22 protein-coding genes are annotated in these 17560 nt (G+C 71.4%); 7 read left to right on the top strand and 15 right to left on the bottom strand.

All coding sequences use genetic code 11. The features are described 5' to 3' along the window. Positions 1 to 24: 24 nt before the first annotated feature. From thiD to ABD333_RS01250, 3 genes are all read right to left on the bottom strand, one after another. Complete coding sequence (gene thiD, locus ABD333_RS01260) at positions 25 to 816, bottom strand: bifunctional hydroxymethylpyrimidine kinase/phosphomethylpyrimidine kinase (RefSeq protein ID WP_344536822.1); 792 nt, start codon at positions 814 to 816, stop codon at positions 25 to 27. Between the two features lie 30 nt (positions 817 to 846). Further along, a complete protein-coding gene (locus ABD333_RS01255; protein ID WP_344536820.1) occupies positions 847 to 1674 on the bottom strand; it encodes a cellulose binding domain-containing protein in 828 nt (275 codons plus the stop codon). A 101-nt stretch (positions 1675 to 1775) separates the two neighbouring features. After that, positions 1776 to 2717: a thiamine-phosphate kinase gene (locus ABD333_RS01250; protein WP_344536818.1), complete on the bottom strand. Its 942-nt coding sequence runs from the start codon at positions 2715 to 2717 to the stop codon at positions 1776 to 1778. An 87-nt stretch (positions 2718 to 2804) separates the two neighbouring features. Here ABD333_RS01250 and ABD333_RS01245 point away from each other — a divergent pair, with 87 nt between their 5' ends. Further along, the gene (locus ABD333_RS01245; RefSeq protein ID WP_344536817.1) at positions 2805 to 3038 is read left to right on the top strand and encodes an Lrp/AsnC ligand binding domain-containing protein; all 234 of its coding nucleotides are present in this window, start codon (positions 2805 to 2807) and stop codon (positions 3036 to 3038) included. A gap of 13 nt (positions 3039 to 3051) precedes the next feature. Beyond that, a complete protein-coding gene (locus ABD333_RS01240; protein ID WP_344536815.1) occupies positions 3052 to 3531 on the top strand; it encodes a DUF3515 domain-containing protein in 480 nt (159 codons plus the stop codon). A gap of 10 nt (positions 3532 to 3541) precedes the next feature. Here ABD333_RS01240 and ABD333_RS01235 read toward each other — a convergent pair whose 3' ends face one another. The 7 genes from ABD333_RS01235 to ABD333_RS01205 all read right to left on the bottom strand — a co-directional run bounded on the left by ABD333_RS01235 (position 3542) and on the right by ABD333_RS01205 (position 8725). Continuing rightward, positions 3542 to 4093, bottom strand: a complete 552-nt coding sequence (locus ABD333_RS01235; protein ID WP_344536813.1) for a nuclear transport factor 2 family protein — start codon at positions 4091 to 4093, stop codon at positions 3542 to 3544. Next, entirely contained in the window at positions 4090 to 4287 is a 198-nt protein-coding gene (locus tag ABD333_RS01230) for a ferredoxin (protein ID WP_344536811.1), read from the bottom strand. The genes ABD333_RS01235 and ABD333_RS01230 overlap by 4 nt, the downstream gene beginning before the upstream one ends. Then, the gene (locus tag ABD333_RS01225) at positions 4284 to 5615 is read right to left on the bottom strand and encodes a cytochrome P450 (protein ID WP_344536809.1); all 1332 of its coding nucleotides are present in this window, start codon (positions 5613 to 5615) and stop codon (positions 4284 to 4286) included. The genes ABD333_RS01230 and ABD333_RS01225 overlap by 4 nt, the downstream gene beginning before the upstream one ends. Beyond that, positions 5612 to 6391 (bottom strand): SDR family oxidoreductase, encoded by a 780-nt coding sequence (locus ABD333_RS01220; RefSeq protein ID WP_344536807.1) that lies wholly within the window; start codon positions 6389 to 6391, stop codon positions 5612 to 5614. The genes ABD333_RS01225 and ABD333_RS01220 overlap by 4 nt, the downstream gene beginning before the upstream one ends. Beyond that, positions 6391 to 7605 (bottom strand): cytochrome P450, encoded by a 1215-nt coding sequence (locus tag ABD333_RS01215; RefSeq protein WP_344536806.1) that lies wholly within the window; start codon positions 7603 to 7605, stop codon positions 6391 to 6393. Before ABD333_RS01215 ends, ABD333_RS01220 begins: the two co-directional genes overlap by 1 nt. A gap of 10 nt (positions 7606 to 7615) precedes the next feature. After that, positions 7616 to 8179, bottom strand: coding sequence for a TetR/AcrR family transcriptional regulator (locus ABD333_RS01210; RefSeq protein WP_344536805.1), 564 nt, complete (start codon positions 8177 to 8179; stop codon positions 7616 to 7618). A 99-nt stretch (positions 8180 to 8278) separates the two neighbouring features. Then, a complete protein-coding gene (locus ABD333_RS01205; protein ID WP_344536803.1) occupies positions 8279 to 8725 on the bottom strand; it encodes a DUF1579 family protein in 447 nt (148 codons plus the stop codon). A 70-nt stretch (positions 8726 to 8795) separates the two neighbouring features. Here ABD333_RS01205 and ABD333_RS01200 point away from each other — a divergent pair, with 70 nt between their 5' ends. From ABD333_RS01200 to ABD333_RS01185, 4 genes are all read left to right on the top strand, one after another. Further along, positions 8796 to 9143 (top strand): ArsR/SmtB family transcription factor, encoded by a 348-nt coding sequence (locus ABD333_RS01200; RefSeq protein ID WP_344536801.1) that lies wholly within the window; start codon positions 8796 to 8798, stop codon positions 9141 to 9143. Then, a complete protein-coding gene (locus ABD333_RS01195) occupies positions 9140 to 9583 on the top strand; it encodes an SRPBCC family protein (RefSeq protein ID WP_344536799.1) in 444 nt (147 codons plus the stop codon). The genes ABD333_RS01200 and ABD333_RS01195 overlap by 4 nt, the downstream gene beginning before the upstream one ends. Positions 9584 to 9650: 67 nt before the next feature. Then, complete coding sequence (locus ABD333_RS01190; protein WP_344536797.1) at positions 9651 to 10619, top strand: MBL fold metallo-hydrolase; 969 nt, start codon at positions 9651 to 9653, stop codon at positions 10617 to 10619. Positions 10620 to 10629: 10 nt separating this feature from the next. After that, positions 10630 to 12150 carry a beta-N-acetylhexosaminidase gene (locus ABD333_RS01185; RefSeq protein ID WP_344536795.1) on the top strand — a complete coding sequence of 507 codons (1521 nt, stop codon included), beginning with the start codon at positions 10630 to 10632 and terminating at the stop codon, positions 12148 to 12150. Here the strand turns inward: ABD333_RS01185 and ABD333_RS01180 are convergent. The 3 genes from ABD333_RS01180 to ABD333_RS01170 all read right to left on the bottom strand — a co-directional run bounded on the left by ABD333_RS01180 (position 12147) and on the right by ABD333_RS01170 (position 14601). Further along, positions 12147 to 13415, bottom strand: a complete 1269-nt coding sequence (locus ABD333_RS01180; RefSeq protein WP_344536793.1) for an MFS transporter — start codon at positions 13413 to 13415, stop codon at positions 12147 to 12149. The genes ABD333_RS01185 and ABD333_RS01180 overlap by 4 nt on opposite strands. A 127-nt stretch (positions 13416 to 13542) precedes the next feature. Then, positions 13543 to 14172, bottom strand: a complete 630-nt coding sequence (locus tag ABD333_RS01175) for an HNH endonuclease family protein (protein ID WP_344536791.1) — start codon at positions 14170 to 14172, stop codon at positions 13543 to 13545. Positions 14173 to 14418: 246 nt separating this feature from the next. Beyond that, positions 14419 to 14601, bottom strand: a complete 183-nt coding sequence (locus ABD333_RS01170; RefSeq protein WP_344536790.1) for a hypothetical protein — start codon at positions 14599 to 14601, stop codon at positions 14419 to 14421. Positions 14602 to 14697: 96 nt separating this feature from the next. Between ABD333_RS01170 and ABD333_RS01165 the strand changes: the two genes are divergently transcribed. Beyond that, positions 14698 to 15636: a hypothetical protein gene (locus ABD333_RS01165; protein WP_344536789.1), complete on the top strand. Its 939-nt coding sequence runs from the start codon at positions 14698 to 14700 to the stop codon at positions 15634 to 15636. Between the two features lie 29 nt (positions 15637 to 15665). Here ABD333_RS01165 and ABD333_RS01160 read toward each other — a convergent pair whose 3' ends face one another. Beyond that, positions 15666 to 16862 carry a sensor histidine kinase gene (locus tag ABD333_RS01160; RefSeq protein WP_344536788.1) on the bottom strand — a complete coding sequence of 399 codons (1197 nt, stop codon included), beginning with the start codon at positions 16860 to 16862 and terminating at the stop codon, positions 15666 to 15668. Then, the gene (locus ABD333_RS01155; protein WP_344536787.1) at positions 16862 to 17521 is read right to left on the bottom strand and encodes a response regulator transcription factor; all 660 of its coding nucleotides are present in this window, start codon (positions 17519 to 17521) and stop codon (positions 16862 to 16864) included. The genes ABD333_RS01160 and ABD333_RS01155 overlap by 1 nt, the downstream gene beginning before the upstream one ends. Positions 17522 to 17560: the final 39 nt, after the last annotated feature.

Below are 17560 nucleotides of genomic sequence, written 5' to 3'. Positions count from 1 at the left end.
AGGCCGTCGAGGCCGGTAAAGCGGTCAGCGCTGCCAATTATGGTCTACGGGGCCTATTCCTGCGCCTAGCGGGAAGCCGGCGGCTATGGCGCCTGTGACGTAGGCCTTGGCCTTGGTGACGGCGGTGGGGACGTCGGAGCCGAGGGCGAGGTGCGAGGCGATGGCCGAGGCCAGGGTGCAGCCTGTGCCGTGGGTGTGGCGGTTGTCGTGGCGCGGTGCGGTGAAGCGGTGCTCGGTCGTGCCGTCGAAGAGCAGGTCGACGGGGTCGCCCGGCAGGTGGCCGCCCTTGATCAGCACCCAGGTGGGGCCGAGGGCCTTGACGGCCTCGGCCGCCTCGCGAAGGCCGGACTCGTCCGCCACCTTGATGCCGGTGAGCTGCTCGACCTCGTAGAGATTGGGGGTCACGACGGTGGCGACGGGAAGCAGGGCCGAACGGACGGCGGTCACGGCGTCCGGGGCCAGCAGCGAGTCGCCGTGCTTGGAGACGCCCACGGGATCGACGACGACGGGGGCGCCGACCGTGGCGAGCCGTTCCGCTACGGTCTCGACGAGCGCGGTGGAGGCGAGCATGCCGGTCTTGACGGCCTGGGCGCCGATGTCGTCGAGCACCGAGTCGAGCTGGGCGCGGACGGCCTCGGGGGTCAGTTCCCAGTAGCCCTGGACGCCGAGGGAGTTCTGGGCGGTGACGGCCGCGATGACGCTCATGCCGTGCGTGCCGAGGGCGAGCATCGTCTTCAGGTCCGCCTGGATCCCGGCGCCGCCGCCGGAGTCGGAGCCGGCGATGGTGAGCACGCGGGGCGGAGGGTTCGGCGTCATGGTCTTCACTCTAGACGGCAACGAAACGGGTCAGACCCGGACACAAGGACGCTTGTTGATCATGCATGCGGAGGGCGAGCGCAGGACGCCCTCGGCCACGTACGAGATGCGCACGCGCTGGCCGGGCGCCAGCGCCGGCGCGCCGGGCGCCTTGCGCACGTAGAGCCGCGGGCCGGTCTCGACGACCGTGCCCCCGGTCGCGGAGGCGAACGTGACGTTGGGGATCGTGAACGCGATCGCCCAGTCGCCGACCGGCCGGGCGCCCCGGTTGCCGATGGTGACCGTGCCCCGGAACCCGGTCGGGGTGGAGCCCGCCGGCCGGAACGCCACGACGAGGCCCGCCGCGCGCGCGGCGCGGCTGGTGCGGCCGCCCTGTTCGCGTTCGGAGACCTGGCCGTCCTTGGACTCGACGGGCTCGTGGGCGCCGCCGCCGAAGTTGAGGGAGATCTGCGAGGTGCTCCCCGCGTACGCGACGACGCCGACGGCGATCACGAGCGCGGTCACGGGCAGGAGCGGGGTGATGACGAGCTTCTTGGACCAGTTGCGCGCCGGGCGGCCGGCTTCGGGCGTGGCGGCCCGTGGCGGGCGGGGCGCTCCGGTCGCCGCGCCGGCCGGCGGCGCCGGGACGGCCGGCCTGCCTGTCGCGGGCGGGCGGCCCGCGGCGGCGGGACGGTCGGTCGCGGGCCCCGGGGACGGCCCCCGGGTCTGATAGAGGGCGTTGACGTCCGGGAGGGTCACGCCGGGGGAGACGGGCGGGCTCCCGGCCGCGGGAGGCGGTACGGGTGCCGCGGCGGCCGACGGCGGAGCCTGATGAGGCCCCTCGTCATCCGGCTGCTGCGCCTTGGTGTGTCGTCCCATCCCATCCCTCTTCGATCACAGGAAGGTATACCAAACCCGTATCAAACATGCCTACCGGATCGCTAAATGAGTGGCCTCCAGGACAGGGCCCTCACCCGCGTTCACCTGCGGAAGTGATCCCAGCCACCACCCCCGTGGAGCCGCCCGTCCACGGCCACGCCGTCACCCTCGGTGACGTTCCCGATCACGGTCCACGCGGGCGGGAGGGCTGCCCCGGCGGGGAACGCGGCGGCGAAGGCGTGGTCCTCGCCGCCGACCAGCGCGTGCCCGAGCCCGTCCGGACCGAGCACGTCCGCCACCGGCATCGCGGCGCTGTCGACCTCGATCCGCACTCCGCTCGCGGAGGCGATGTGGCCGAGGTCTTGAAGCAGCCCGTCACTCACGTCCATCAGGGCGGTCGCGCCCAGCGCCCGCGCCTCCTCCCCCGCCTCGTACGGCGGCTGCGGGCGCCGGTGCGCCTCGATCAGCTCCGCCGGGCCCTCCAGCCCGCCGGACAGCAGCGCCAGGCCCGCCGAGGAGTAGCCGATCCGGCCGCGCAGGGCGACGACGTCGCCCGGCCGGGCACCGGAGCGGGTCAGGGGCGGCCGGCCGCCCAGATCGCCGAGCGCCGTGACCGCGATCGTGATCTCGGACGCGCCCACGACGTCCCCGCCGGCCACGGAGGCCCCGGCCCGCAGGCACTCGTCCGCGAGGCCGTCGTAGAGCCGCTCGGCCCATTCCACGGACGTGTCCGTGGGCAGGGCGAGCCCGATCAGGAGCACGGTCGGCCGCGCGCCCATGGCGACGACGTCGGCGAGGTTCTGCGCGGCGGCCTTGCGGCCGACGTCGTACGGGCCGGACCAGTCGAGGCGGAAGTGCCGTCCCTCCACGAGCAGGTCGGTGGTCGCCACGGTCCGCCCGTCCGGCGCCCGGACCACCGCCGCGTCGTCGCCCGGCCCCAGCTCGACCGCCGGACCCCGCGGCAGCCGCCGCGTCAGCCGGGCGATCAGGCCGAACTCGCCCAGCTCCCCGATGGTCTCCAACGTCTCCGGCTCCGTCCGCATTCTTTGATCGCCCCCGGCTCCCCGCCGCGCCGCGTAACACGATACGGTGAACTTCCAACGGCTAATTCTCCGCCCGGGGAGGACGTGATGGTGCAGGCCTACATCCTCATCCAGACCGAGGTAGGCAAGGCTGCCGCAGTGGCCCGTGAGATCGCCGGTATCTCGGGCGTCAAACTGGCGGAGGACGTGACGGGGCCGTACGACGTGATCGTCCGAGCGGAGGCCAACAATGTCGACGAGCTGGGCAAGCTCGTCGTCGCGCAGATCCAGGCGGTCGAAGGGATCACCCGGACGCTCACCTGCCCGATCGTGCACATCTGAGGGCTCCGCCTCTGTGCTTCACCGCCGCCCGTTCACCTCGCCCGGCCGTGCGCTCGCGTCGCTCGGGGTCACCCTGTTCGCGGTGGCCGGGTGCGGGGACGGCGCGGTCCAGGTGCCGCCGCCGAGCCCAGACGCCGCGACCGCGCGGCTCTGCGCGGGCCTGCGGCTGCCGGAGAAGGTGAACGGCCTGTCGCGCCGTGACACCGACCCGGATTCGCCGCTGACCGCCGCCTGGGGCTCGCCCGCGATCGCGCTGCGCTGCGGCGTGCCGCGGCCCGCGGCGTTGCGGCCCGTCTCGCGGCTGATGACCATCAACGGCGTCGACTGGTTCGGTCAGCCGGCGGGCCGCCCGGTGACCTGGACGGCGGTCGCGCGCCAGGCGTACGTCGAGGTGACGGTGCCCGCCAAGTACGCACCGCCCGGGGACGTGCTGATCGAGTTCGGCAAGGCGATCACCGCCACGATCCCGGAGAAGCCCGAAGGCCAGATCTGACCTCGCCGGGTCACCAGAGGGACGCCGGGCTCTCGCCGCGTCTGTAGTAGCCGGGGATCGGCTCGCCGGAGGCGGCGCGGTCGAGCCGCCGCTTCATCCCGTCCGACAGCACCTCGGCCTTCATCATCTCGACGAACAGCGAGGTGACGTTGCCGAGGTCGAACCAGTCGCGCTGCCAGGACCACCGCCGGTCGCCCGCGTACCGGAACCAGCTGCCACCGATCCCCGCCACCTCGTAGGGAGTGCCGTCCGGCCGCCGGGCGTCGGCGACCTGCTTCCAGAAGCCCACGACCTCGCCCTTGCGCTCGTCGATCAGGATGCTCTGGTACGGGTAGGACCAGCCGTCCAGGCCGCCCATCTCCGACCCCAGCGCCAGGTCGCGGATCTCGTCGCGGCCGACGGCCATGAAGTCCTGGTTCGGGCCGATGTTCCAGCCGTACGTGGCGTCCTCGGTGTAGAGCTCGGCCAGCGGCCGCCAGTCGCCGAGTTCCTCGCAGCGCCGGTTGGTGTCCAGCCAGTACTGGACCATGTCGTCGAGTTCCTCGCGCGCAAAGCCGGTCACGGGGTCTCCTTCAGTGTGAGCGCCTGGGTGGGGCAGTAACGGACCGCGGCGGCGACCTCGTCACGCAGGTCGCCCGGCGGTTCGGCGTTCAGGACGCGGACCTTGCCCTTGGGCGGCACCTCGAAGACGCCGGGCGCCTCCAGTTCGCACATCGCGTGGCCCTGGCACAGGTCGAGGTCCGCCTCGACCCTCATGACGGCCTCCTGCGGCGGTAGCGGACGACGCAGGGCCGGGCCAGCTGCACGACCATCTTGGAGTGGTCGTTGCGGTACGTCTCGGGCGGCTGGGCGAGGTCGAACTCCCAGTCGCGCAGCAGCACCGAGAAGATCGCCTTCAGCTGGATCATCGCGAAGTTGGCGCCGACGCAGCGGTGCCGTCCCGCGCCGAACGGCACCCACGTCCAGCGGTGCGCGAGATCCTCCTCGCGCGGCTTGGCGTAGCGTTCGGGCCGGAACGCGTCCGGCTCGGGGAAGTCCTCGGCGATCCGGTTGGAGACCGCCAGGCTGCAGCCGACCATCGTGCCCTCGGGGATGCGGTGGCCGAGCACCTCCTGGTCGGATTTGGCCACCCGCAGCAGCAGGATCAGCGGCGGATGAAGCCGCAGCGCCTCCTTGACCGCCGACTCCAGCTTGGGGATCTCGCGCAACGCCTGGAAGCTGACCTCGCTGCCGTCGGCGTACAGGTCGTCCAGCTCGGTCACGACGCCGGTCAGCACGTCCGGGTGGCGCAGCAGCTCGATCAGCGTCCACGCGGCCGTTCCGGACGTGGTGTGGTGCCCGGCGAACATCATCGAGATGAACATCCCGGTCACCTGGTCGGCGCCGAAGCGCGGCGTGCCGTCCTCGTTCCTGATGGACATGAGGACGTCGAGGAGGTCGCGGTCCTCCTTCGGCGGGTTGGGCGGCCGCCCGTTCATGATGCCCTGGACGAGCTCGACCAGCGCCGCCCGCGCCTCGTCGCGCTTGCGGAAGCTCTCGATCGGCGCGTACGGGTCGACGTAGGCGATCGCGTCGGTGCCGCGTTCGAGATCGTGGTAGAGCTCGGCGAACCGCCGGTCGAGCTGCTCGCGGAACTTCGTGCCGATCAGGCAGGCGGACGAGGTGTAGATGGTCAGCTCGGCGAACCAGTCGAGCAGGTCGATCTCCCCTTCGGCGCCCCATCCGGCGACCATCCGGTCCACCTCGGCCGCGATCGTCGCCGCGTGGCCCTTGAGGAACGCGCCCTTGAGCGCCTGGTTGTGCAGCGCCTCGCGGCGTTCCTCCGGGGTGGCGTCGAAGACGACGCCCTCGCCGAAGATGGGCGTCATGAACGGGTACGCCTCGGCCTGGTCGAGCTCCTCGTCCGGGGCGCGGAAGAAGAACTCGTTGGCCTCCTCGCCCGACAGCAGCACCACGCGCCGGTCCGCGAGCCGGAACTCGCCCACGTCGCCGCATTCGGCGCGGACGCGGCGCATCAGCGCGATGGGATCGGTCCGCAGCTCGTCCAGGTGGTCGGGACCGCCGGACACGACAGGGATCGTCATGGCTTCTCCACGGGTGCCTCGGGTTGGACTTCCACCAGTGACAGGTGCGCGCCGCGCGGCGTTCCCACCACGGCGGCCACGGCCGCCGCGACATCCGAGGGGCGCAGGAAGTACGGATGCCGGGCCAGGCCCCACTTGACCCAGTCCTCCAGTACCGCGCCGGTCGTCTCCGCGTCCCAGCCCATGCCCATCCCGGTCGCCGTGGGGCCGGGCCGGACGAGCGACGCGCGTACGCCGGTGCCCTCCAGCTCCATCTGCATGACCCGCGCCATGCCCTCGACGCCGTTCTTCGCGGCGACGTACGCGCCCATCCGGGGCCGGGGCGCCCGTACGACGTCGGAGGAGATGAAGACGACGTCTCCGCGCCCCCGCTCGACCATCGCGGGCACGAGCTGCGACACCAGCCGGTGCGCACCCACCAGATGCACCTGCACCTGCGCGAGGAATCCGTCGGAGTCCAGCTCGTGGATACGGTCGGCGGCCAGGTCACCCGCACCCGACACGAGGACCTCGATCGGCCCGAGCGCGTCCTGCGCCGCCGCCACGAACGCCTTGACCGAGTCGGAGTCGGCCACGTCCAGCGGATGCGCGAACGCCTCTCCCCCGCCCGCGCGGATCGTCGCCGCCAGTTCCTCGCACTTGCCGGCGCGCCGCGCGCCGACAGCCACCGGATGCCCGGCCATGGCCAGAGCCGTGGCCGTGGCCTCGCCGATGCCGGACGACGCCCCGGCCACCAGCGCCGGGCGCCGTTCGGGATGTGGATCGAATCTGGGCACTACCGCCGCCTCTCCAGCCGTACGGGCAAGGTCGCGAACCCCCTGACGTTCACCGAGTGCACGCGCCGGGCCCGGTCGCCGTCCACCTCGTACGCCGACACCCGCCGGACGAGCTCGGTCAGCGCGATGCTGGCCTCCAGCCGTGCCAGGTTGGCGCCGAGGCAGAAGTGCCGCCCGCCGCCGAAGCTGATGAGCTGCGAGGTGTCCTGGTCGAGGTCGTAGGAGTCGGCCTTGGCGAACACCCTCGGGTCACGGTTGGCGGACCCGACGAGCAGCAACATCCGTTCCCCCGCCGGGATCGCCTGCCCGTGCCAGGTGGTCTCCTGCGTCACCGTCCGCGCGAGCATCTGGCTGGAGGTGTCGTAGCGCAGGGTCTCCTCGATCCAGTCGTCGACGCGTCCGGCGTCGTCCAGCGCCTTGCGCGACTCGGCCGGATTGCGCCAGCCCCAGTACAGGGCGTTGGCCAGGAGCTTGGTCGTCGTCTCGTTGCCCGCCACGACCATCAGGAACAGGAACGCGATGATCTCGCGGTCCGCCAGCCGGTCTCCGTCGATCTCCGCGTCCAGCAGGGCCGACGTCAGGTCGCCGGTCCGGCGCTTCCTGCGTTCGGCGACCATCTGCTCGTAGTAGCCGGCCAGGGTGAGCGCGGCGTGCATCCCGGCGGGCGGTACGTCGTTGAGGCCTTCCTCCCGGTGCACCACCAGGTCGGCCAGACGCCGAACCTCGGCCCGGTCGGACTCCGGGACGCCCATCATCTGGGAGATGACGTCCATGGGCAGCTTCCCCGCGAACGTCTCGATGAAGTCGCCCTCGCCCGCCTCCACCAGCGGGTCGAGATAGCGCCGCGTGAGGTCGAGGATGCCGCTCTCAAGCTCCTTGACCCTCCGGGGCGTGAAGCCCTTGGAGACCAGTGCCCGCATGCGCGTGTGCCGGGGCGGGTCCAAGGCCAGGAACGACATCGTCTTGTGGGCGTGCGGTCCCCAGGCGCTCGGCTCCAGCGAGACGCCGTTCATGCTGGAGAACGTCACGTGGTCCCTGAAGGCCGCCGCCACGTCCGCGTGCCGTGACAGAGCCCAGAAGCCCAGTTCCTCGTTCCTGTAGAGCGGCGCCTCGTCCCTCAACCTGGCGTACGTCGGGTAGGGGTTCTCGTGGATGGCGTAGTCGTAAGGGCTGTAAGAGACAGAGCTGTACGAGGACTCGGGGGAACGCCCCACAGCCGTCACCTCACTCGGAGTCGGGCAATATGAGTTCGGCCATCTCGACAAGCCGGTCGGCCATGCGGGCGTACGAGGTGTAGCCCATGCCCGCGTGCACCAGGGCACCCGCGTACGCCAGCTCCAGCGCGCCCAACACCTTGTCGTCGGCGGCGTCGCCCAGGGCGGCCTGGAGCCGTTCGCGGATCGCGATGCCGATCCTGATCCGCAGCTCCTTCACGTCGGGGTCGGTGCCGAGCATCGCGGTCGTGCACGCCGCCGCGAGTTCGGGCTCGTCGGAGACCAGGAGTGCGATCTCGCGGAGCACGACGCCGACGCGTTCGTTCGTCGAGCCCTCCACCGCGACCGGGTCCAGGGCGCTCAGCCGCCGCCAGAACACCTCGGTGATCAGATGGTTCTTGGAGGCGAAGTAGGTGTAGGCCGTGGCCGGCGCGACGCCCGCCCGCTTGGCGACGTTCCGCACGGTCAGCCCCTCGTAGCCGGCCTCCCGCACCTCCTCCACCGCCGCGTCGGTGAGCCGCCGCACGGTGTCGGCCTGCCGGTCGGTGAGCCGCCGCCGGGTGGACTCAGTCATCAGTTGCTGGTGATTACCGGACACATGTCCAGACATTAGTTCAGACACTGGGCCACGGCAAGCCCGCGGCGCCGCCGCCGGCGTTCCCCCGGGGCCGCGTCAGGCTTCTCTGGCGAAGGTCATGTCCATCCAGTGCAGCCATGTCGAGCCGTCGTCGGTGCGTTCCCACCGGGCGCTCATCGTGGAGCCGTCCTCAGCGATCGTCAGGGTCGCGCGCTCGGCGCCGCCGGTGAACGTCCAGACGCCGCGGTCGTCCACGGCCGCGTGCATGGTGGTGAAGTTGCCCTGGTCGTCGAACGAGCGCATGGGATAGGTGCCGGTCGCCGGGTCATACGGGCCGATCATCTCGATGACCTCGACCGTGTCGCCGCCCATGCGCACGTCCACGTGATGGACGAGGAAGAATCCGCCCGCCAGCCACTCGTAGACGTCCGATCCGGCGATCCGCACCGGCGGCTCCCCGTCGGCGGGGACCGTCCGCCCCTCCGACCGCCAGCGGCCGACCAGTACGTCCAGCCGCTTGTTCTCCGGCCTCGGCGCCATCATGCCTCCCTGAAGGTATGTAAGATGTTGCTTAAATACTTACACATGTTTCCGGCGAGAAGGGAGGGCCCCGGTGGACGAGGCGTTGCGGGCGGTCGCCGATCCGACCCGCCGCGCGATCCTGGTGCTGGTCCGCGACGGCGAGGTCGCGGCGGGCGACATCGCCGCGCGGTTTCCCGGCATCAGCCGCCCGGCGGTCTCCCAGCACCTGCGGATCCTGGTCACGGCCGGGCTGCTGGACGTCCGCCGCGACGGCAACCGCCGTCTGTACCGGATGCGTCCCGACGGCCTCGCCGAGGCGGCGATGTTCTTCCAGACGATGTGGCCAGGCCCGCTGCGCCGTCTGAAGGACGCGGCCGAAAGGGAGGAACGGGCTCTCGCAGGCGAAGAGACAGCGCGAATCAGGGGGGAGTCATCGTGAGCGCGACGGTCGAGCAGACGATGCGGATCGAGGCCCGGCCGGAGACGGTGTGGCGGTTCTTCACTGACCCGGCCTACCTGGCGCGGTGGTGGGGCGAGGCCGAGCTGGAGGCGCGCCCCGGCGGTGATCTGCGGGTGGAGATGCAGGACGGCCCGCGCCCGGTGATGCGCGGGACGTTCGTCGAGCTCGTGCCGCATGAACGGATCGTCTTCACCTTCGGCTGGGAGCCCTCCCCCGGGGTGCCCGCCCTGGCGCCCGGTGCCTCGCGGGTCGAGATCACGCTCGTTCCCGACGGCGCGGGCACGACGCTCACCCTGCGGCACAGCGGCCTGCCGTTCCGGCTCGGCGGCGAGACGACCGAAGGCTGGGCCTCGGTGCTCCAGCGCCTCGGCGACGCGGCGGGCCGCCACGAGAAATCCGGTCGTACGCCCGGAAGGTGATCGCTACGATCGGCGCGAATCGATGGCTAGGGACGCCGTCGACGACGGTGCTGAGAGGACGGCCCCGATGACGCGGCTTCCCGAACTGCCGGCTCCCGAACCACTGGACAAAGGCCATCCGTTCCGTCAGTGGAAGACCTGGCGCATACCGGGGACCGAACTGACCCTCACCGGCTACTCACGCGCCAACGATAAGACGTTCTTCCACATCCCCGAGCTCCGGTGCAGCCTGGACGCGGGGCTCTGTGAAGGAAGGCGGGTCGACACCGTTTTCCTGACCCATACGCATCACGACCATTCCAAAGACCTCGACTTTCTGGCCTCCGGCGCGACCATCTACCTGCCGGACAAGGCCGTGCCCTACGTGGAGTCCTATCTGCGGGCGTCCGCCGAGCTCAACCATGGCGCCGGCTACGACCCGGCCTTGGCGGCTAGCCACAGCCTGCACGGTGTACGCCAGGACGACGAGTTCGTCTTCGGCCGCCGGGGACAACACCACGTACGGGTGGTCGAGTGCGAGCACAAGGTGCCGTGCGTCGGTTACGCGTTCTCCGACAGGCGTAAGGCGTTGCGGCCGGAGTTCGAGGAGCTGCGGGGGTCCCTCGCGCGGGAGGGCCGGAGCGGTGAGTTCGGCCGGATCATCGGGCAGAAGCGCAAGGAAGGCGTGGTCGTCGAGGAGGAGCTCCACCGGCCGCTGTTCGCGTTCCTCGGCGACACGCATGTGAACGTGTTCGACCGCAACCCGTGGCTTTTCGACTATCCGGTCGTCATCACCGAGTGCACGTTCCTCCACGACACCGAACTGGAACGCGCGAACCGCGTAGGGCACACCGTGTGGAGCCGCCTCAAGCCCGTTGTCGAGGCCCACCCGGGGACGCTGTTCGTCCTGACTCACTTCAGCCTTCGCCACTCCGACCAGGAGGTCATCTCGTTCTTCCAGAAAGAACGGGAGACCGCCGGGCTGGAGAACGTCCTGCTGTGGGCCCACCCCGACAGCCACCTGCCCGAGCAGCACCAGAACCACCGAGACCAGTGAGGCGGGGCCGATGACCGGAGAACCGAACCTGATCCCCGCGCCGCGCCGTCTCGTGCGCACCGGGGGCGAGAGTCCGCTCGGGGAGGTGCGCACGGGCGTCGACCCCGCACTCGGGCCGGAGGCCTATCGGCTGACGGTCTCGGCCGACGGCGCCGAGATCGTGGGCGGTGACGAGGCGGGAGTGCATTGGGGAGGCCAGACCCTGCGGCAACTGAGAGGCACCGACGCCTTCCGCCGCGCTCCCATCGAATCCGGGCCGGTCGACGTGCCCCACGTGGTCATCGAGGACGCACCGCGGTTCGCCTGGCGGGGATTCATGCTCGACGTCGCACGGCACTTCCTGCCCAAGGACGACGTCCTGCGTTACATCGACCTGCTGGCGGCGCACAAGCTCAACGTCCTGCACCTGCACCTGACCGACGACCAGGGATGGCGCATCGAGATCGAACGCTACCCGCGGCTGACCGAGGTCGGTGCCTGGCGTCCGCGTACGCGCCTGGGCTGGGGCGAGCCGCTGACGTGGGACGAGCGTCCCCACGGCGGCTACTACAGCCAGGACGACCTGCGCGAGATCGTCGCGTACGCGGCGCAGCGGCAGATCACGGTCGTCCCCGAAGTCGATCTGCCCGGCCATTCGCAGGCGGCCATCGCCGCCTACCCCGAACTGGGCAACGCCGACGTCATCGACACCTCAGCCCTGGGCGTGAAGACCGACTGGGGCATCAATCCCAACGTGCTGGCCCCGACCGAGGCCATGCTCCGCTTCTACGAGGGCGTGCTGGAGGAGGTGCTCGACATCTTCCCCAGCCGCTTCATCCACATCGGCGGCGACGAGTGCGTCAAGGACCAGTGGCGGCGATCGCCGACGGCTCAGGAACGGATGCGTGAGCTGGGGCTCGACGACGAGAGCGCACTCCAGTCCTGGATCATCCGTCACTTCGACCGCTGGCTCACCGGGCGCGGGCGACGCCTCGTCGGCTGGGACGAGATCCTGGAGGGCGGCCTGGCGGAGGGCGCCACGGTCACCTGCTGGCGCTGGTACAAGGGCGGCATCGCGGCGGCCAAGGCGGGCCACGACGTGGTGATGTGCCCCCAGCAAGAGGTCTACCTCGACCACGTCCAGGCACCGGGGCCCGACGAGCCCGTTCCGTTCGGCTGGGTGCACACGCTGGAGGACGTCTACCGGTTCGAGCCCGTTCCGCCCAGCCTCGCCGGAACACCCGAGGCGAGCCACATCATCGGCACCCAGGCGAATCTGTGGACCGAGGTCGTCGACAGCCGCGCCCGCCTCGACTACCAGGCGTTCCCCCGGCTCGCCGCGTTCGCCGAAGTGGCCTGGTCACAGCTTCCGCCGCCGGACGAACGCGACTTCGAGGACTTCGACCGCCGGATGAACGCGGCCCACTACGCCCGCCTCGACGCGCTGGGCGTCGCCTACCGCCCGCCCGCAGGTCCGCTCCCCTGGCAGCGGCGCCCCGGCGTTCCCGGACGCATGCATAACAAGCCCCGCCGAACGTGGCGCATGGCCTAGCGGACGCCCTTGATGCGGGTGACGAAGACGGCTCCGGCCAACGCGCAAAGGGCGGCGAACGCGTAGAAGGCCGGGTAGTTCTCGCCGCCACCGAGGCCCAGGAACAGGGACCCGACGGCCGGGGCGAGCGACTGCGGCAGGGTGTTGGCGATGTTGATGACGCCGAGGTCCTTGGCCGCGGTGTCCGGATCGGGGAGCACCTGGGTGATCAGGGCCATGTCCACGGCGAGGAACATGCCGCCCGCGACGCCGAGGACGATCTGGGCGACGATGACCTGCGGCAGGGCCGTCGCGGGCGCCAGCAGGCCGATGCCGGCGGCCAGCACGGCCCCGGACCCGATCACGAACGGCTTGCGGCGGCCCGCCCGGTCGGAGAGCCAGCCGCCCAGCACCGAGGTGATCGCGGTGCAGCCGAGACCGATGACGACCAGCAGCGCCACGGTCTCGTCCACGTCGTCCTCGGCGACGCCGGCACGGTCGGGCAGGAAGAACGCCAGATAGGTCAGCGGCGCGAACACGCCGAACGAGACCAGGAAGCGGGTGAGCCACGCGTAGCCGAAGTCGGGATGCCGGCGAGGGCTGACCCAGAACGTGCCGGCGAACTCCCGGAGCGAGAACGGGGCCGCGGGCTCGCTGAGGCGCCGGTCGGGCAGCAGCAGCGCGAACACGGCGACGAGCACCGTGCCGAGGACCGCTGGCACCAGGAACTTGGCCGCCAGGCCCGGCAGCGCCGCGACCAGGCCCACGCCGGCGATGATGGCGATGATCTGGGTGAGGCCGAGGACGCCGGACATCGATCCGCGCCGTTCGGCCGGCACCTGGTCGGGGATGGTCGCGGCGAGCGCGGCCAGCGTGGCGTTGAACGAGAGCTGCGCCAGGCACCAGCCCGCCAGGATCACGGGCAACGACGGCACCAGGGCGACGACGGCGAGCCCGGCCGTCCCGGCGGCCATGCCGCCGACGAGCCAGGGACGGCGGCGGCCGAAGCGCGAGGCCGTGCGGTCCGACAGCCGTCCGGCGAGCGGGTTGCCGACCAGGGCGAGGAAGGCGCCGACGCCGAGGACGATGCCCGCGTTGCGCTCCTTGGCGGCCGGGTCGAGCTCCTCCAGCCGCAACTGCAGCGTCACCAGCACGGGCGGGATGAGTGAGATCCACAACCCCATGTTGGCGACGGCCAGCAGACCCGCGAACCCGCGCGGCGAAGCCGCCGGCGTGTCCGGAGCCCCCGCCGATGCGTCCGGAACCTTCCGCATAGCCGCGCCCATCAGGGCGAGCGTACCGGCCGTCCCCGCCCCACGGGTTGTCCGTGAACACACGATCTAGCGACGAAAACGTAGGCGAAGCTCAGTGCGACGGCCGCCGCCTGGGCGGGCGACGGCCGTCGGCGGAAGGTCAGCAGCGGGCGAGCATGCCGCTCAGCGCCGACTTCTCAGCGCTGTCGACCGACAGGCCCCATTCGTACTTCACATCGATGAACGCCCTGGCGTAGGTGCAGTGGAACGAGGTGAGCGGCGGTTTCCACTCGGCCGGGTCCTTGTCGCCCTTGGCCTGGTTGACGTTGTCGGTGACCGCCCAGAGCTGGGCGTTGGTGAGGTCGTTGGCGAACGACTGGCGCCTGGACGTCGTCCACGCCCACGCGCCCGAACGCCAGGCCTCGGCCAGCGCGACCATGTGGTCGATGTCGACGTCGGACGCCGCGGTCCAGGTCGCGCCGTCGTAGGGAGACGACCAGCTGCCGGAGGTCGCGGCGCAGCTGGAGTTCACGACGACGTTGACGCCGTCGCGCTTGAGCACGGTCTCGCGGGTGTTGCAGGCGCCGGAGATCGTGACCCAGTGCGGGAACAGGTCGCGGTCGTAGGTGGATTCGTGCGACTCGGCGGCGACGGTGAGCGCCGCCAGTTCGGACGCGGCTGTGCTCGCGGAAGGGATGTTGGGCGGGGTGGCGTGGGCGGGCGTCGCCAGACCGGAGGTGAGGCAGAGCGCCGCCGCGGCGGACAGCGCGAACGCGGTGACCCGTTTCACGAGTCTCTCCTTCTGCCCGCGCCCCGGCCGGGAGGGGGACCCCGGTCAGCTACGGGGACGGCGGGTCAGAAGGGACGGTTGCATTGCACTCTTTGTGGGCAAATGTCACGACTTGCCCAGTCGGGCGGATCACCTTCGTGAGATCACGCCGCTGACGATCACTGACCTGCGCGAACGCGCCGTCCAGCGGAGCGTGATCGCCGATGAACTTCGCGTGAACCCACGGTGGGCAGGAACGAGCCCCGCTCAGTCCTGCCAGGAGCTCCACGGCTTGACGGTGTGCCGGATGCCCGGCATGGCCGTCTCGTTCTCTCGCCTGGCCCGTTCCACGGCCTCGTCATGCGGCATCGGCGGGGTGACCCGCATCTGCACCGGCTGGCACACGTCGGCCGTCGTTTCCCGGACGACGATGTAGAGCTCGTCTGTCATGCCGAAGGTCGTACCCGCCGAGCTCCCTCTCACAGGGGATGTGGATCACCTCTGGGCGGGAGGTGCGACAAGCGGCCCACGGCCAGCCTGGACGGCATGACGACCTTGACTCATGGCGCCGACCGGCGTTTCTGGAACCTCCGGCTGGCGTTCTGCTACGCGACGGTCGCCGCCTGCCTTCCCTACATCGTCCTCAAGCTGGTGTGGCTGGCGGGCGGCAACGTCGGGGTGAGCGGCGACGCCGCGACCGAGATGCACACCGTCGAGTACGAAGTGGCCAACGCGGTCACCATGGCGGCGGAGCTGGTCGGCGTCCTGGTCGCCTTCGCGTTCACCTATCCCTGGGGCCGGCGGATCCCGGCGTGGCTCGTTCTCGTGCCCATCTGGGTGGGCACGGGCCTGCTCGCGCCGATCGCGCTGGGCCTCCCGCTGGGGATGGCCGTCCAGGGGGTCGTCGGCGGTTCGCCCGTACCGGACAACGAGGACAGCAACGACATGGCGAACTGGGTGTTCGCCGTGGTCTACGGCGGCTTCACCCTTCAGACGATCACTTTGCTGGGGGCGTTCGTGCTGCACGTGCGGGCACGGTGGCCGCACCTGTTCCAGCTGGCGGCCAGGGAGCTGCGGCCCGGCGCCACCCGTTCGCTGCAGATGCTGCTCGCCAACGGCGCGGCCGTGGCCGCCGTGGTGATCGGCGTGCTCCAGATCGTCTGGGCGTTCAGCGGCGGCGACCTTGGCGCCGACGCGAGGTTCGAGACGGCCGCGCAGAAGACGTTCGTCGCCATCGGCGGGCCGCTGGCGTTCGCGGGGGCGCTGGGCACCCTGGCGCTGGTGCACCGGCGCGGCTCCGGGCGGATGGCAGGCGCCCTGGTGGCGGCGTGGACCGGCGCGGGCTTCCTCTTCTCGTGGGGTCTGTTCGGGGGCGGGGCGGGAGGGTTCAACGAGCTCGTCCACCGGTTCGGGGCGGTCACCGGGCTGCTGCTCGCCATCGCCTGCGTCCTCACGCTGATCGAGAACGAGGACAAGACCGGCTGAGCAGGAAACAGCGCCGTCCTCGCCGGCGGTCAGCCTCTCGCCGGTGCCGCCGGCCAGCTGGGCGGGTGGACGGCCGCCCGGCCGGGCACGCGCGCCGGGAGGCTCACGGTGACGTCGAGGCCGCCTTCGGGACGGGCGGCGGCCGTATGGGTACCGCCATGGGCGGCGGCGATGGCGGCGACGATCGAAAGGCCCAGCCCATGGCCGTCGGACGTCACCGCCGCTCGCCCGGCCGCGTGCCTGCGGAACGGCTCGAAGAGCGTTTCGACCTTCTCCGGCGGTACGACGGGCCCGCTGTTGACGACCCGCAACGTCACCGACCCGTTCTCGGCACGGACGCGGATCTCGATCCAGCCGTCGGGGTCGTTGTGGCGGACCGCGTTGTCCAGCAGGTTGACGGCCAGCCGTTCGAGCAGCGCCGGATCACCGCGGACGGGAGCGGGCCGCAGCCTCGGGACGACCTTCAGGTCCCGCGTGTTCGTGCCGACGAGAACGGTCTGCACGGTCTCGGCGAGGTCCACGTCCTCGTAGTGCTCCACGCCGCGTTCGCTGCGGGCGAGGGTGAGCAGGCTGGCGATCAGGCGTTCGTGCCGCTGGGTCGCGGCGCGGATCCGTACCGCCATCGCCGTCAGCGACCGCAGCGTCGGCTCCGGGTCGGCGAGCGCCACGTCCACGGCGGCGCGCTGCACCGTCAGCGGCGTCCGCAGCTCGTGCGAGGCGTTCGCGACGAAACGCCGCTGCGCCTCGAACGCGGCGGCGAGCCGGCCGAGCATGGCGTCGAACGTGTCGGCCAGCTCCTTGATCTCGTCGCGGGGCCCGCCGAGCGCGATGCGTTCGTCCAGGTTGTCGGTCGACAGCCGGCGCGCGGTCGCGGTGATGTCGCGCAGCGGGCGCAGCGCACGGCCCGCCACCATCCAGCCCAGCACGACCGCGATGAGCGACACGATCGCGAGCGCCAGCAGCGACTGGGTGAGCAGCTGGTCGAGGGCCTGGTCCCGCTGCCGCGCCAGCGCCTCGTCGAGCATCACCTGGGGGTCGCGGAGGTTCTGCGGCCGGAACGGCGCGGGCGGCAGCCGGGGAAGCTCCGGCCGGCGCGGCGCCGCGGCCTGCAACCTGCTCGCGAACAGGCCGTAGGTGATGGCGACCAGCAACGCGCCGACCGCCACGAACAGCCCGCCGTAGAGCGCGGTCAGCCGGAGCCGGAGGGTGAAGGGAGGCAGCCTCATCAGCGGGCGATCCGGTAGCCGACGCCCGGCAGCGTCGCGACGACGCCGGGCTCGCCGAGCTTGCGCCGCAACCGCATCATCGTGACCCGGACGGTGTTGGTGAACGGGTCCGTGTGCTCGTCCCACACCCGTTCGAGCAACTGCTCGGAGGTGACCACGGCGCCGTCCGCCCCCAGCAGCACCTCCAGCACGCCGAACTCCTTCGCCGTCAGCGCCAGCGGCCGCCCGGCCCGCGTCGCCACCCGGCGCGCGGTGTCCATCACCAGATCGCCGCCGACCAGCACCGGCGGGATCGGCGGCCGGGCGCGGCGGCCCAGCGCCCTGATCCGGGCCACCAGCTCCGCGAAGTCGAACGGCTTGGCCAGGTAGTCGTCGGCTCCGATGCTCAGCCCCTCGACCCGGTCGTCCACCGCACCGGCGGCGGTGAGCATCAGCACCCGCGTCAGCGCGCCGCCGGAGATCAGCTCCCGGCACACCTCGTCGCCGTGCACGTCGGGCAGGTCACGGTCGAGCACCACCACGTCGTACTCGTTCACCGCGAGCAGTTCCAGCGCGTCCGCGCCGCCGAGGGCCGAGTCGACCGCCATCCCGGCACCGCGCAAACCTTCGAGGAGGATCTCGACCAGGTCCGCCTGGTCCTCCACCACCAACACACGCATCACGACCTCCGTCTGCCACGACCACCATCGCGAACCCGG

This window comes from Actinomadura fulvescens, from assembly GCF_039533225.1.
In the GTDB taxonomy this organism is placed as follows: Bacteria; Actinomycetota; Actinomycetes; order Streptosporangiales; family Streptosporangiaceae; genus Spirillospora; species Spirillospora fulvescens.
The sequence above is the reverse complement of the archived record's forward strand: the minus strand, read 5'-3'. Positions and strand labels throughout refer to the sequence as shown.